The sequence below is a fragment of the Massilia sp. PWRC2 genome (assembly GCF_049896725.1).
Taxonomy (GTDB): Bacteria; Pseudomonadota; Gammaproteobacteria; order Burkholderiales; family Burkholderiaceae_D; genus JAFCUW01.
The window spans coordinates 374,929-388,240 of sequence record NZ_JAFCUW010000002.1 but is presented as its reverse complement, the minus strand read 5'-3'; the positions used below and the strand labels follow the sequence as shown (position 1 = coordinate 388,240).

Here is a 13,312-nt window from a genome sequence, read left to right as displayed (position 1 = left end):
AGCGGTGCGCAGCACCTGGCAATAGGGAACGCATGAGGGATCGACAAGCGGACAGGCAGCCTCACACGCAATTCCATCGGTGGCTGCCCAGGCGAACGGCAGGGCGCACAGGGCACGGGGCGCGCCAGGCGCCGCCCCGTATTCAATGACGCCCATGTAAAATCTCACGTTCCCCGGTGGGTGCCCACCTGGCCAGCGGCTGACAGCCGCGGCGTTTCGCCAGTCACGTGAGACGTAATGGAGGCCAAATTGTAGATTAATCCCCCCTTTTGGGCAAGGATGGCGCTGTCAAGCGCGCCACGCAAACCCAACTGGCAGTTTTTGCTGCTGAATTCGGCTGCAGCTTTCGGCTACCGCTTTCGGCTACCGCTTTCGGCTACAATCAGGCTCGCCTTCACTTTCCGGATAACTTATCATGATCGTCTTCATTACCGGCGCTTCCTCCGGCTTCGGCGCCGAAATGGCCCGCGTCTTCGTCAAGCACGGCCACCAGGTCGTCATCAGCGGGCGGCGCCAGGACCGCCTCGAAGAACTTGCGGCTGAACTCGGTGAACTGGCTTTGCCGATGGTGATGGATGTCACCAGGAAGGCCTCGATCGAAGAGGCGCTGTCATTGTTGCCGCAATCGTGGCGGCAGATTGATGTACTGATTAACAATGCCGGCCTCGCGCTGGGCACCCAGCCGGCCCAGGCCGCTGCGCTGGAAGACTGGGAAACCATGATCGCCACCAATTGCACGGGCCTGGTCACCATGACGCGCGCCTTGCTGCCGGCGATGGTCGAACGGGGCGCCGGCCTGGTGATCAATCTGGGCTCGACGGCGGGCTTTTATCCATATCCAGGCGGCAACGTCTACGGCGCCACCAAGGCCTTTGTCGAGCAGTTCACCCTGAACTTGCGCGCCGACCTGGTCGGTACAGGCGTGCGTGCCACCAATATTGCGCCGGGCCTGTGCGGCGGCACCGAGTTTTCCAATGTGCGCTTCAAGGGCGACGATGCCGCCGCATCGAAGGTGTATGAAGGCACGCAACCGCTGACCGCGCGCGACATCGCCGAAACGGCCTACTGGATCGCCACCCTGCCACCGCATGTGAACATCAACGTCATCGAGATGATGCCGACCTGCCAGGGCTTTTCACCGTTCAACATCAAGCGCACCTGAACGGGCGCCAGTCATTCTTTACCGACAAGTCCTTGTGAGAAATTGTTACAAGGCTTGTCGGTCACTGCGCCGGTGTCGTCTACTACGAGCCGGTCCGCCGTTGTACCATCTTTTGTACGCTAGCGTACATAAGAATCGCGAATCGCGTAAAATATTTGGTTACCCTGATTATGGCAATTGACATGCCCGTCGTATTTACCTGGAAAGTTCGCATTTATTACGAAGATACCGACGCTGGCGGGATTGTGTACTATGCCAATTATCTGAAATTCTTTGAACGGGCCCGCACCGAATGGTTGCGGACCATGCATTTGCAACAACAGGATTTGATTGAAAGCCACAACGCCATGTTTGTTGTCACCCGCGCCACGGTCGACTATCACGCACCGGCCCGGCTCGACGACGAGATCACCCTGCGCCTGTCGATCGAAAAACTCGGCCATGTGTCCGTGGAGTTCCTGCAGCACGCCCATTGTGGCGACAACCTGGTCGCTACCGGACGGTTCAAGGTGTGCTGCGTCGACAGCGCCGGTGTGCGGCCGATCGCCATGCCCGCCGCCGTCGCTGCACGCATGCGCGGCCACTGATGCGCCTGCTTTCCTGACTATCCGCCGCCCGAGAAAACGAAGCCAATGAACGTTGCCCAAGACCTTTCCTTCATCGCCCTCATCGCCAACGCGCACCTGATCGTCAAACTGATCATGCTGCTACTGGTGGGAATTTCGGTGGTCAGCTGGACTTACATTTTCCGCAAAATGTTCGCCATCCGCGCGGCCCGCAAGCAAACCGAACAGTTTGAACGCAGTTTTTGGGCGGGCGGCAATCTGCACACCCTGCACCAGAGCGCCAGCAGCCAGCGCGAACAGAACGGCGCACTGGCGCGGATTTTTGAATCGGGCATGGGCGAATTTATCAAGGGCAAACAGGCATCGCGTGAAACGCTCGACATGGGTGCCGTGCTCGACAGCTCCCGGCGGGCCATGCGCGCCGCCTTCCAGCGCGAACTCGACGCCCTCGACATTCACCTCAATTTCCTCGCCTCGGTTGGCTCCGTCTCTCCCTACATCGGCCTGCTGGGCACCGTGTGGGGCATCATGAATGCCTTCCGTGGCCTGGCCAGCGTCCAGCAGGCGACGCTGGCGATCGTGGCTCCCGGCATCGCCGAAGCGCTGATCGCCACCGCCATCGGCCTGTTCGCTGCCATTCCCGCCGTCGTTGCCTACAACCGCTTTACACACGACATCGACCGCCTGGCGATCCGCTTCGAGAGTTTTGTCGAAGAGTTCTCCAACATCCTGCAGCGCCAGTCGCGCTGAGCGGGGTCGACGATGTCGTCATTTAATAGCAGCATGCGCGGCGGCCGTGGCCGCAAATTCAAGTCGGAAATCAACGTCGTGCCGTACATCGACGTCATGCTGGTGCTGCTGATTATTTTTATGGCGGTGCCGCAGTCGAATACGCCCAACGTCATCAACCTGCCCAGCGCCGAAAAATCGGCGCTGCCGCCGGACGACTATATCCAGGTGCAACTCAAAGCCGATGCCACCTTGTCGCTCAGCGTGGCTGGCAAGAACCCGACGGCGGCGCAATCGCTGCCGGATCGCACTGCCCTGCTGCGCGCCCTGCGCACCGTGCACAGCGAGCACCCCGCGTACCCGGTACTGATCGCGGGCGACCGCGACAGCAAGTACGACGAGGTGATTCAGCTCATTTCCGAGTCGAAGAAAATGGGCATCAGCCGGGTCGGTCTGGCGACCAGATAAGCAATCCACAATTAACGATGGCGACAACCGAACCCGCACACGACACTCCCTACCGCGTTCCGCCCGAACCACGGCGCTGGCCGTCGATCGCGCTGGCCGCCGCCGTGCACCTGGGTCTGCTGGCATTTTTGTTTATTGGCGTTAACTGGCAAAATAATCAACCGGTGGCAGTCGAAGCCGAAGTGTGGGACATGAAGACCCAGGCCGCCGCGCCGCCACCGCCGCCGCCGCAAGAAATCGAGGCCGAGCCTGAAACGGCGCCGCCCACGCCGGCACCGGCGCCACCGCCACCGCCACCAGTGGCGGTAGCGCCGCCGACGCCAGCGCCACCCGATATCGCGCTCGAGCGCGAGAGAAAACAGGCCGAACGCAAGAAACTGCTGGCCGAAGAGGAGCGCGCCGAGGAAAAACGCGAGACGGAACGCGCAGCACAGGAACAAAAGGCGCAAAAGAAGGCGCAACTGGCAGCCGAAAAAAAGGCACAAGAGCTGGCTGACAAAAAACTGGCCGACAAAAAACTGGCCGAGCAAAAGCTGGAAGCGAAGCGGCAGGAAGACAAGAAACTCGACGACAAAAAGCTCGAAGAGAAAAAGCTGGCTGACAAGCAGAAAGGCGACAAGCTGGCCAAGGCCAAGGCTGAGGCCGCCGAGCAGGCCAAGCTCGACAAGCTGCGCGACGCCGACATGAAACGCATGCTGGCCGGCGTCGGCGGCACCGGCGAGGCGGCGCAGTCGACTGCGCCCAAGTCTGACCCCGGCTACATCGCGGCCATCAGCGCCAAGGTCAAGAGCGCCACCTCATATACCGGCAACACCGATGTGGCCGGCAACCCGGCGGCGGAGTTCCGCATCGAGCAGTTGCCTAGCGGTGAAATCATGAACGTCAAGCTGGTCAAGAGCAGCGGCGTGAGCGGTTTTGATGATGCCGTGGAAAAAGGCATTATCAAAGCGTCACCACTGCCCAAGAAGAAAGATGGTACCGTGGTGCGAACACTAACGATCGCCTTCAAGATGAAAGACCTCAACTGATGAGCGCATCCTCCAACCATTCCATTGAACAGACTATGAATAAAACCCTTTGCACATTGATGTTGACCGCCGGCGTGCTGGCCGCCCTGCCCGCCAGCGCCCAGGTGCGCGTGGAAATCGCCGGCGTTGCCAGTAACCAGATCCCGGTGGCAGTGGCCACCTTTGCCGACGAGGGCGTGGCGCCGGCGCAAGTCTCGGCCATCATCCGCGCCGACCTCGAGCGCAGCGGCGTGTTCAAGGTGATCGATGCCGGCACCGTGCTGTCGGAAAACGCGCCAGTTGATTACTCGCAGTGGAAAGGCCGTGGCGCCGATGCGCTGGTGGTGGGCAGCGTGCGGCGCGGCGCCGATGGTCGCATCGAGGTGCGCTACAAACTGTTCGACACCATCAAGTCGGGCGAACTGTCGAGCATGTCAAATGCGGTGCAGCCGAAATCGACCCGGCTGGCCGCGCACAAGATCGCCGACGATGTCTACGAAAAGCTGACCGGCACGCGCGGCGCCTTCGCCACCCGCATCGCCTATGTCACCCAGGCCGGCCGCAATGAGTACCGCCTCGAAGTGGCCGATGCCGATGGCGAAGGCATGCAAGTGGCCGCTTACGGCAAGGAGCCCATCATTTCGCCGTCCTGGTCGCCCGATGGCAGCAAGGTCGCTTACGTCTCGTTTGAGCTGCGCAAACCGGTCATTTACGTGCAAGACCTGGTCAGCGGTTCACGCAAGGTGGTGTCGAACGAAAAAGGCAGCAACTCGGCGCCCACCTGGTCGCCCGACGGCAGCAAGCTGGCGGTGACGCTGTCGAAAGACGGCCACTCGCAGGTCTATAGCGTAAACGCCGACGGCAGCGGCCTGCGGCGCCTGTCGAACAGCAATGGCATCGACACCGAGCCACAATTTTCTGCCGATGGCCGCAGCATTTATTTCACCAGCGACCGTAGTGGCGGGCCGCAAATTTACAAGATGAGCAGCGATGGCGGCGCCGCCGCGCGGGTGACGTTCAACGGTAGCTACAATATCAGCCCGCGCCTGTCATCCGATGGCAAGACCATGGCCTGGATTTCGCAGCGCGACGGCGGCTTTTCGCTGTACGCGATGGACCTGAACAGTGGCCAGGAACTGCGGCTGGCCGAAGGCGCCGGCGAACCGAGTTTTTCACCGAACGGCAAGTACATCATGTATGCCACCAAGGGGGGGCGCCCCGGCTTGGCCGTGGTGTCCGTCGACGGCAGGGTCAAGCAGCGCTTGACGACACAGGCAGGAAACATTCGCGAGCCCAACTGGGGCCCGTTCATGAAGTAAGTCTTATCACCACTCACCACCCACCACGAACAGGAGAACAACTATGCGCAATTATAAAAGTCTGGCTTTCATCATCTCAAGCGTCGCCCTGCTCTCAGCTTGCAGCTCGCCCGTCAAACTGAGCGAGCCGCCGGTCGTCGAGCGCACCCCGGCGCCACAAGTGGCACCGCCGGTCGATACCACGGGCGACGTGCGCCCAGTGCAAACCGGCCCGACCGACCCGCTCAACGATCCACAAGGCGTGCTGGCCAAGCGCAGCGTGTACTTCGACTACGACAGCTACGCCGTGCGTGACGACGGCAAGGCCGTGGTGGAAAACCATTCGGCTTACCTGAACAAAAACAAAGGCCGCAAGATTCTGGTCCAGGGCAACACCGACGAGCGCGGCGGCACCGAGTACAACCTGGCGCTGGGTCAAAAACGTGCAGAAGCGGTGCGCAAGGCCATGACAGCGATGGGCGTGGCTGAGTCGCAAATCGAAGCCGTTTCGCTGGGCAAAGAAAAACCCAAAGCCACTGGCAGCAATGAAGCCGCATGGGCCGAAAACCGTCGCGCCGACATCGTGTATTGATCGGTGTAAGCGGCCGCAAGGCGGCGCCGGAGCAGCGCGGGCAAGCCCGCGCGCCGGCCAATTGACAAGGGGGTGGCGTGCGGTGCAGACTGCATCCGCCCCCATTTAATTTGTACGTTCGATGGGTCTCCCACCATGTCGGGCGTAGCGGGCGCAATGCTTGTCCCCATTTGAGAAAGTCATACCATGAACACACCTTACAAACGCCGATTCGCCGCGATCTGCTTGGCGCTGGCAACCTGGCTGCCGCTGCAAGCGCACGCTGGCCTGCTCGACGACGACGAAGCCCGCAAGGCCATCCTTGATTTGCGCAGCAAGGTCGACAACCTGGCGCGCGACGTCAATGCCCGCATCGACACCAAGTCGGACAAGCGCGATGCGCTCGACCTGGTCAACCAGCATGAGCAAACAATGCAGGAGATCGCCCGCCTGCGCGGCCAGATCGAAGTGCTGGCCAATGACATTGCCAATGCCCAGAAGCGTCAAAAAGATTTTTACGCCGACCTTGACGCCCGCATCGCCAAGCTCGAACCACGCCAGGTGAATATCGACGGCAAGACTGCTGAGGTCGATCCTGCTGAATTGAAATCGTATGACGCTGCCATGGCGACGTTTAAAACGGGCGACTACAAGACGGCCGCCGCCGCCCTGTCCGATTTCGTGCGCCGCTACCCCACTTCGAGCTACGCCTCGAATGCGCAATACTGGCTGGGCAACGCTTACTATGCCCAGCGCGATTACAAGAATGCCATCGCGGCCCAGGAAGTGGTCGCCTCGTCCTACCAGGACAGCGCCAAGGCGCCGGATGCCATGCTCAACATCGCCACCAGTTATGACCAGTTGAAGGATAAAAAGAACGCCAAAAAAACGCTGCTCAGCTTGGTGAGCAAGTATCCGGAGTCGACGGCCGCCGCTGCCGCCAAGGACCGTCTGGCCGTGCTGAAGTAAGCGCCACGGTCAACTATCTGCGGCAGGGCATTTGACAGAAGCGCCTTCGCCCCCTATAATCTTGCTTCTTTCGGGTCGTTAGCTCAGCTGGTAGAGCAGCGGACTTTTAATCCGTTGGTCGCAGGTTCGAATCCCGCACGGCCTACCACGAATAAGTATCAAGCCCGCAAACGCAAGTTTGCGGGCTTTTTGCTGTTTGCTTCCGACACCAGCTGATACAACATATCCAGCGCCGCGCCGCTTCGATGGTATTTCGAATACCAACATCGATATTGGCTTTTACAGCGAAAATATCTCGCGCATCGACATAGGTATATTCAACAGCAATGGTCGATAACCATGAGCTGATACGGCATCAAAAAAATGACTCCGGTACATTGAATATTGCAAAGGCCGTTGAACGGTGCGGTCCCACTGCCGACTGCGCTGATATCGCCCTGCTTTGCCCATGCAATCAGTTCAGGGTCGCCAGAATCTCTGCCTCGCGTGCCCGCGCGCGCTGCACGGAAGGACGCGCTTCGATGCGCTCGATGTAGGCGCGGATCCGCGGCGTATCGGGCACCATCTTGAAAGCCACCGTCCATGCCAGCGCCACGCCCCATAACAAGTCGGCGGCGGTAATGGTGTCGCCGAGCAGATAGGAACCATGCTCGAGCTGGTCGGTGAGCACCTTGATGGTGGTGTCATAGTCACCGTACGGCACCGTCGACGGCGCGCCTGGCGCGCGCTGCAAGGCTTTGTCGAGCAGGGCCGGCTCGAAGCTGCTGCCATAGAAGGCCAGCCAGCGCAGGTACGGACCGCGCAGGGATGTGCCTGGGGCCGGTGACAGCTGCGCCTCAGGGTAGAGCTCGGCGAGGTACTGATAGATGGCCGGCTGCTCCGTCACCAGCGCGCCGTCATGGACGATGGCCGGTACCTTGCCCATCGGGTTGATGGCGAGGTAGGCAGGCTGGCGCTGCTGACCAGTTTTTAGATTCAGTATTTGCAGCGTGTAATCGGCGCCCAGTTCTTCGAGCAGGGCAAGCGCGCCCAGCGCGCGCGATTGGGGCGCGTAATACAGTGTGACATGGCGATTCATGTGAGCTCCTGGTGAAGGTGGTATGCAGCACCTACATTACGGCATGATGCGCGCCCTGTCTTGTAAAAAGTTGTCGATCCGACCCAATACACTTGCCCGTGCCGCCAGCGCAACACGGGATGCGCGTCAACACAAGGTTCCCCTCACGGCGCCAGCGCAATGGCGCCGCCGCTGAGCAGCGTGCCGCGTTGGGCGGCGCGGGTCTGGCCATTGTCGTAGTCGAGCAGCGCGGCCCCGCTGCGCGCATCGGCATGCCAGATACGCAGGTGAAAGCGCCCTTGCGCTGCGCTGCCGGGCGCCACCGTGAGGGCGTAGCTGTAACCGTCCTTGCCGTTGAGCTGGCCGACACCTGTGAACAGCTCGCTGTCCTGCGCAGCCGGCGCCACCGTCACCGTGATACTGCGAAACGCCAGCCGGGCAGCGTCAAATTGCACCTTGCCGGTCGCCGCCTGGACGCCCGGCGCGACAAAGCTGAAGGCCGCCGGGCCGCTGCGCGCTGGCGCGCGGCGGTCGGCCCCTTGCGGCGACAGCAGTGTGCCACTGCCGGCACCGTGTTGCTGCCTGGCCGCCACCACCACTTCGCGCCTGACCGTGGTGGTGTTGCCAGCGTTGTCAGTGACCTTGGCGATAATGGTGTAGACCCCGGGCGCGCGGTAGATGTGACTGGCCCAGGCACTGCCGGCGCCGCCGCTTTCGCTCACCAGCGCGGTCTCCATGGTGGCGTCGCCCCACTGCAGGCTGGCCCGGTGCTGCTCGCGGGAATCGCTATCGTTAAAGGCCACTTTGACGGTGGCGGCGCTGCCCACGCGGATCAGGGCGGGGACGTCGACCGGTCCCACCACGGGCGCGGCCACATTGTCCTGGCCAAGCGGCCGCAACAACACCAGACCGGCGTTCGAGGTGGCGACGATGGCGCCGTTGTCGGCGATGGCAACGGCATCGTCAAGCAGCAGACCGGCCGGCGCGTTGACCAGGCGGGTGTTCAGGTCAGCCAGGCCCTGCGCCTCGCTCCACAGGAAGGCCCGCAAATTTTGCTGCCGGTCCAAGGCAAAACCGACCACTTGCCCCTTGCCATTGAGCCCTTGGGCACGCGCGCCCGGACCACCAAAGGTGCCCAGATCGCGCATGCCGGTGGCGGCCGTCCAGAAAATGGCGCGCTGGTAACCGCTGTCAACATTGATGACGCCAGCGATCTGCGCTTGCCGATTCATCGCCAGCACGAACGATTCGCTGCCGTTCAGGGTGCCCAGGTCATGCATGCCGCCAGCGCGTGTCCAGAAAAAGGCGTGATACAGGCCGGGTGTTTGCGCTACTTCGGAAAAGCCTGAGACTTCACCGCGCGCCGCCACCGCCTCCGGATATGAGACTGTACCGCCGAGCGTGCCGATATCTTCGATGCCCCTGGCGCGCGTCCACACAAAGGCGTGGGTATCACCGCTGGCGGTGTTGGAAAAACCGCTGATCAGGCCGCTATCATTGAGCGCCACCGCCGACGACACATCGTTGGCCAGCGAGCCCAGATCGATCATGCCGGCACTGGCGCTCCAGCGAAACGCGTGAATCGGGCGCAACTGGCCGCCAGAATAGCCGACCACGTCGCCACCGGCATTGATGGCCTGGCCACTCGACTCGCCGCCGTCGAGGGTACCAAGGTCACGTATGCCACTGCCGGCCGACCAGCGAAACGCGTGAAACAGCCCGTCGCCAACAGTCTGCGCGTAACCACAGATCTGGCCACTATCGTTGAGCCCCGTGGAAAACACCAGCGCGCCACCGAGCGAGCCGATCGATTGCAAGCGCTTGCCGTCAAAAAACCACGCCCGTTGCGCAGCACCGTCAGAGAAGCTAAAGGCGACCTGGCCGCTGGCATTGATGGCCGGCGAGGTACTCAGTTCGCCCGGCCCCAAATTAACGACCCGGTAACGCAGCGCAGCCGCGCTGGCGGCAGCGGCCGGCGCGCTGGCATTTTGCGCGGCCGCCGGCCGCTGCAATCCCAGCAGTAATACCAGCAGTGATACCAGCAGCGCCACCAGCAGGACAGCGCCGCTGGCCGCTGCAGTGAGCTGGCGCCAGGAACGCAAGCCAGGCGAGCAGAGATGGAAACAGTTTATGTGCTTTGTCATGACAGACATGGACAACACTCCCTTCAATTGGATGGGCCGCCCCGATGGCGACGACAGCGCTTCATGATGGGTCATGGGTGGCGCTATCGACATGGTGGCTACGTCAACGCTTGCGAGGCATCAGATCAGAGTGGCATTGTCGATGAAAGGTTCCAGTCCCAAAAAAATATACATATTCCTAACTGAATCGACGACGCCGATGGCGGAAAAAAGCGCTGCGCGATCTTGCAAGTGCTGCGCAAATTGCGTCTAATGAGCGATCAGGGCAGCACCCACCACGATGAAAGACCACACATGCATTTTGAGTTGGCAAGGCCCGGCCAGTGGCGCCGGCAAGCATGAAACACGGCGCTCCTGCAGCAACGGCGGCGGCGCTGGTGCGCGACGTCGTCGCCACCGACGCGGCTGACACCAGCGCAGTCGCCGCCATCTACCAGCCGTATGTACTGGAATCGACCATCAGTTTCGAGCAGGTGGCAGTGGACGCCGCTGGCATGGCCGCGCGTATCGCCGAGGTGCAGGCCGCTGGCCTGCCGTGGCTGGTGGCGCAATGCGATGGCGTGGTGCCCGGTTACGCCTATGCCAGCAAATGGCGCGCCCGCCACGCCTACCGCTTTGCGGTGGAAACCTCAATCTACCTGGCGCCGGCGGCGACCGGCCACGGCATCGGCGTCGCCCTCTACCGAGCGCTACTGGCGCGCCTGCGCGCCAGCGGCTACCACTTGGCCATCGGCGGCATCGCCTTGCCGAATGCAGCGAGCATCGCCCTGCACCAGAAACTCGGCTTTGAGCAAGTGGCACACTTCAGGGAAGTCGGCTTCAAGGGCGGCCAGTGGCGCGATGTCACCTACTGGCAACTGACACTGCACGCCGACGACGCGCTTTCTTAAATGCTAGACAAGGCTGCAATTGCGTTAAAACCTATATAAAATACAATGATGCGCTGCAATATGCGGCGATCCCTTTCAAGGAACCCCATGAACTTTCCGCTGATTTTGAACCTCGCGGTGGCCCTGGCCGTCTGCTTTGCGCTGTACCGCATGCAGGCCGCACACGTTTCCTTCACCACCCGGGTATTTACGGGCATGGGGGTCGGTGTGCTGCTCGGTGCGACCATCCAGGCCGTGTACGGTGCCAGCGCGCCGGTCGTGGCGGCAACCGGTGCTTACCTCGACATCGCCGGCAGTGGCTACGTCAAGCTGCTGCAGATGATCATCATGCCGCTGATTATGGTGTCGATCATTGGCGCCATTCTCAAGCTCAAGGACGCCACCTCGCTGGGCAAGATCAGTGTGATGACCATCGGCACGCTGATGGCCACCACCATGGTGGCCGCGCTGATCGGCATCTTGATGGCCAAGCTGTTCAGTCTGACTGCAGTGGGGCTGACCTCGAGCGCTGCCGAACTGGCGCGCGGCCAGTACCTGCAGGGCAAGCTGCCTGACGCCAATGCGGTCTCGCTGCCGTCGATGATCCTCAGCTTCATTCCCGCCAATCCCTTTCTCGACATGACCGGCGCCCGCAAGACCTCGACCATTGCGGTGGTGCTGTTTTCCATTTTTATTGGCGTCTCGGCCACCGGCGTCGCCGTCAAGCAACCTGAGCTTTTCGACTCGTTCGCCCGTTTCGTCAAGGTTGCCCACGTCATCGTCATGCGCATGGTGACGCTGGTGCTGCGGCTGACGCCATATGGCGTGTTCGCCCTGATGACGCAGGTGGTGTCGGAGTCGAGCATTGCCGACATCTTAAAATTGATCAGTTTCGTGGCCGCTTCTTACAGCGCCCTGCTGCTGATGTTTTGTGTGCACCTGCTGCTGATCGCCACCGTCGGCCTCAGTCCGCGCCGCTATGTGAAAAAAATCTTCCCTGTGCTGGCTTTCGCGTTCACCTCGCGCAGCAGCGCCGGTGCCATCCCGATGAGCGTGCAAACCCAGATCACGCGCCTCGGCACGCCCGCAGGGATTGCCAATTTTGCCGCCTCGTTTGGCGCCACCATCGGCCAGAACGGCTGCGCCGGCATCTACCCGGCCATGCTGGCGGTGATGATTGCCCCCACCGTCGGCATCGATCCGTTCACGCTACCGTTCATTGCCCAGCTGGTGGGCATCATCACCATCGGTTCGGTCGGGGTGGCGGGCGTCGGTGGCGGCGCCACCTTCGCCGCGCTGATCGTGCTGTCGGCGATGAACCTGCCGGTGGCGCTCGCCGGCCTGCTCATTTCCATCGAGCCGCTGATCGACATGGGCCGCACTGCCCTCAACGTCAGCGGCTCGATCACCGCCGGGACGATTACCAGCCGGCTGATGGGGCAAACCGACATGGCAAAGTTCGACAATCTTCACGAAGTCGAACTCGACAGCGAGCAGCTGGTGGCATAGCGCTGGTCGCTCCGTTGCTAAGGTGCGCGGCGCAGCGACGCCGGTGGCTTATCATCCCATCCTGATAACGCAACCGGTGCCCCTGCCATGCCCCCACTGTGGTCGCAACAAAAATGGCCGCAACAGATCTGGCTGGTCCGCCATGGCCAAAGCGCGGGCAACGTGGCGCGTGAAATGGCCGAGGCCGCCGAAGGTAGCCTGATCGGCACTGCCACCCGCGATGTCGACGTGCCGCTCTCGCCACTGGGGCGCCAGCAGTCGCGCTCGCTGGCCGCCTGGTTCGCTGCCCTGCCCGCCGCCCTGCGGCCGAATGTGCTGCTGCACTCGCCCTACCTGCGCGCAGCCGATACAGCGCGCATGATCGCGCATGCTATCGATCCCGACCAGTTACTGTCGATCACCACCGACGAGCGCCTGCGCGAGAAGGAATTCGGCATTTTCGACGGCCTCACCAACCGCGGCATTGCGCAGCGCTATCCCGAGCTGTATGCGCAGCGCCAGCAAATCGGCAAGTTTTATTTTCGCCCGCCAGGCGGCGAAAGCTGGTGCGACGTCATCCTGCGCCTGCGCAGCGTATTGGACACCATCACCCGCGAGTATGCCGGCGAACAGGTGCTCATCGTCGGTCACCAGGTCACCGTCAACTGTCTGCGCTACCTGCTGGAGCGGCTCGACGAAGCGACCATTCTTGCCTACGACCGCGCCGCCGACGTCCCCAACTGCTCGATCACATCCTACCGTTTCGATCCCGCCGCCGGCCAGCGCGGCAAACTGGTACTCGATCACTGCCATTTCGTCGTGCCAGCCGTCGCTGCGCCCGATTGACATTTCTCAATCACAGAATTTTAGTTTGTCCAAAGCCGACCATGCGCCGCCTGCAAGCCGAACCTGTGGCTAGCTTGCCAGTCTAATTATTACAGTCGAATTCGTGCACTGAACGGGGCGGCGTTTCTCGCTGCGCGG

Annotated in this window: 13 protein-coding genes, 1 tRNA gene and 1 riboswitch; of the genes, 12 read left to right on the top strand and 2 right to left on the bottom strand. The window is 61.8% G+C overall.

Translation table 11 applies throughout. The annotated features are described in order from the left end of the window. Positions 1-78 precede the first annotated feature (78 nt). Positions 79-237, bottom strand: a riboswitch (ZMP/ZTP riboswitch). A gap of 178 nt (positions 238-415) precedes the next feature. The 9 genes from ACP7BZ_RS06575 to ACP7BZ_RS06535 all read left to right on the top strand — a co-directional run bounded on the left by ACP7BZ_RS06575 (position 416) and on the right by ACP7BZ_RS06535 (position 6,918). After that, positions 416-1,162 carry an SDR family NAD(P)-dependent oxidoreductase gene (locus ACP7BZ_RS06575; protein WP_426111263.1) on the top strand — a complete coding sequence of 249 codons (747 nt, stop codon included), beginning with the start codon at positions 416-418 and terminating at the stop codon, positions 1,160-1,162. Between the two features lie 182 nt (positions 1,163-1,344). Next, positions 1,345-1,749, top strand: coding sequence for a tol-pal system-associated acyl-CoA thioesterase (ybgC, locus tag ACP7BZ_RS06570; protein ID WP_426111261.1), 405 nt, complete (start codon positions 1,345-1,347; stop codon positions 1,747-1,749). Between the two features lie 45 nt (positions 1,750-1,794). Further along, positions 1,795-2,478, top strand: coding sequence for a protein TolQ (gene tolQ / locus ACP7BZ_RS06565; protein WP_426111259.1), 684 nt, complete (start codon positions 1,795-1,797; stop codon positions 2,476-2,478). A 12-nt stretch (positions 2,479-2,490) separates the two neighbouring features. After that, positions 2,491-2,925, top strand: coding sequence for a biopolymer transporter ExbD (locus tag ACP7BZ_RS06560; RefSeq protein WP_426111257.1), 435 nt, complete (start codon positions 2,491-2,493; stop codon positions 2,923-2,925). A gap of 17 nt (positions 2,926-2,942) precedes the next feature. Beyond that, a complete protein-coding gene (gene tolA / locus ACP7BZ_RS06555) occupies positions 2,943-3,953 on the top strand; it encodes a cell envelope integrity protein TolA (protein ID WP_426111255.1) in 1,011 nt (336 codons plus the stop codon). 35 nt (positions 3,954-3,988) lie between these two features. After that, positions 3,989-5,251 carry a Tol-Pal system beta propeller repeat protein TolB gene (tolB, locus tag ACP7BZ_RS06550; RefSeq protein WP_426111253.1) on the top strand — a complete coding sequence of 421 codons (1,263 nt, stop codon included), beginning with the start codon at positions 3,989-3,991 and terminating at the stop codon, positions 5,249-5,251. Between the two features lie 43 nt (positions 5,252-5,294). Then, a complete protein-coding gene (gene pal / locus ACP7BZ_RS06545; RefSeq protein WP_426111251.1) occupies positions 5,295-5,822 on the top strand; it encodes a peptidoglycan-associated lipoprotein Pal in 528 nt (175 codons plus the stop codon). Positions 5,823-6,008: 186 nt separating this feature from the next. After that, on the top strand, positions 6,009-6,770 hold the full coding sequence (gene ybgF, locus ACP7BZ_RS06540) for a tol-pal system protein YbgF (protein WP_426111249.1): 762 nt from the start codon (positions 6,009-6,011) through the stop codon (positions 6,768-6,770). 72 nt (positions 6,771-6,842) lie between these two features. Next, a tRNA-Lys gene (locus ACP7BZ_RS06535) sits at positions 6,843-6,918 on the top strand. A 306-nt stretch (positions 6,919-7,224) separates the two neighbouring features. On the opposite strand, the gene ACP7BZ_RS06530 is transcribed toward ACP7BZ_RS06535, so the two are convergent. Together ACP7BZ_RS06530 and ACP7BZ_RS06525 are read right to left on the bottom strand one after the other, a co-directional pair. Beyond that, entirely contained in the window at positions 7,225-7,848 is a 624-nt protein-coding gene (locus tag ACP7BZ_RS06530) for a glutathione S-transferase family protein (protein WP_426111247.1), read from the bottom strand. 143 nt (positions 7,849-7,991) lie between these two features. Then, positions 7,992-9,929 carry a hypothetical protein gene (locus ACP7BZ_RS06525; protein WP_426111245.1) on the bottom strand — a complete coding sequence of 646 codons (1,938 nt, stop codon included), beginning with the start codon at positions 9,927-9,929 and terminating at the stop codon, positions 7,992-7,994. A 380-nt stretch (positions 9,930-10,309) separates the two neighbouring features. Here ACP7BZ_RS06525 and ACP7BZ_RS06520 point away from each other — a divergent pair, with 380 nt between their 5' ends. From ACP7BZ_RS06520 to ACP7BZ_RS06510, 3 genes are all read left to right on the top strand, one after another. Further along, positions 10,310-10,861 carry an arsinothricin resistance N-acetyltransferase ArsN1 family B gene (locus tag ACP7BZ_RS06520; RefSeq protein ID WP_426111242.1) on the top strand — a complete coding sequence of 184 codons (552 nt, stop codon included), beginning with the start codon at positions 10,310-10,312 and terminating at the stop codon, positions 10,859-10,861. Between the two features lie 87 nt (positions 10,862-10,948). Next, a complete protein-coding gene (locus ACP7BZ_RS06515) occupies positions 10,949-12,349 on the top strand; it encodes an L-cystine transporter (RefSeq protein WP_426111240.1) in 1,401 nt (466 codons plus the stop codon). An 87-nt stretch (positions 12,350-12,436) separates the two neighbouring features. Then, positions 12,437-13,174: a histidine phosphatase family protein gene (locus tag ACP7BZ_RS06510; RefSeq protein WP_426111239.1), complete on the top strand. Its 738-nt coding sequence runs from the start codon at positions 12,437-12,439 to the stop codon at positions 13,172-13,174. Positions 13,175-13,312 lie beyond the last annotated feature (138 nt).

Excerpts from the sequence above, each read along its gene's own strand:
- ACP7BZ_RS06530 (WP_426111247.1), bottom strand. The coding sequence starts at position 7,848 with ATGAATCGCCATGTCACACTGTATTACGCGCCCCAATCGCGCGCGCTG.
- ybgF (WP_426111249.1), top strand. The coding sequence starts at position 6,009 with ATGAACACACCTTACAAACGCCGATTCGCCGCGATCTGCTTGGCGCTG.
- ACP7BZ_RS06575 (WP_426111263.1), top strand. The coding sequence starts at position 416 with ATGATCGTCTTCATTACCGGCGCTTCCTCCGGCTTCGGCGCCGAAATG.
- ACP7BZ_RS06520 (WP_426111242.1), top strand. The coding sequence starts at position 10,310 with ATGAAACACGGCGCTCCTGCAGCAACGGCGGCGGCGCTGGTGCGCGAC.
- ACP7BZ_RS06510 (WP_426111239.1), top strand. The coding sequence starts at position 12,437 with ATGCCCCCACTGTGGTCGCAACAAAAATGGCCGCAACAGATCTGGCTG.
- ACP7BZ_RS06560 (WP_426111257.1), top strand. The coding sequence starts at position 2,491 with ATGTCGTCATTTAATAGCAGCATGCGCGGCGGCCGTGGCCGCAAATTC.
- tolA (WP_426111255.1), top strand. The coding sequence starts at position 2,943 with ATGGCGACAACCGAACCCGCACACGACACTCCCTACCGCGTTCCGCCC.
- tolQ (WP_426111259.1), top strand. The coding sequence starts at position 1,795 with ATGAACGTTGCCCAAGACCTTTCCTTCATCGCCCTCATCGCCAACGCG.
- tolB (WP_426111253.1), top strand. The coding sequence starts at position 3,989 with ATGAATAAAACCCTTTGCACATTGATGTTGACCGCCGGCGTGCTGGCC.
- pal (WP_426111251.1), top strand. The coding sequence starts at position 5,295 with ATGCGCAATTATAAAAGTCTGGCTTTCATCATCTCAAGCGTCGCCCTG.
- ybgC (WP_426111261.1), top strand. The coding sequence starts at position 1,345 with ATGCCCGTCGTATTTACCTGGAAAGTTCGCATTTATTACGAAGATACC.
- ACP7BZ_RS06515 (WP_426111240.1), top strand. The coding sequence starts at position 10,949 with ATGAACTTTCCGCTGATTTTGAACCTCGCGGTGGCCCTGGCCGTCTGC.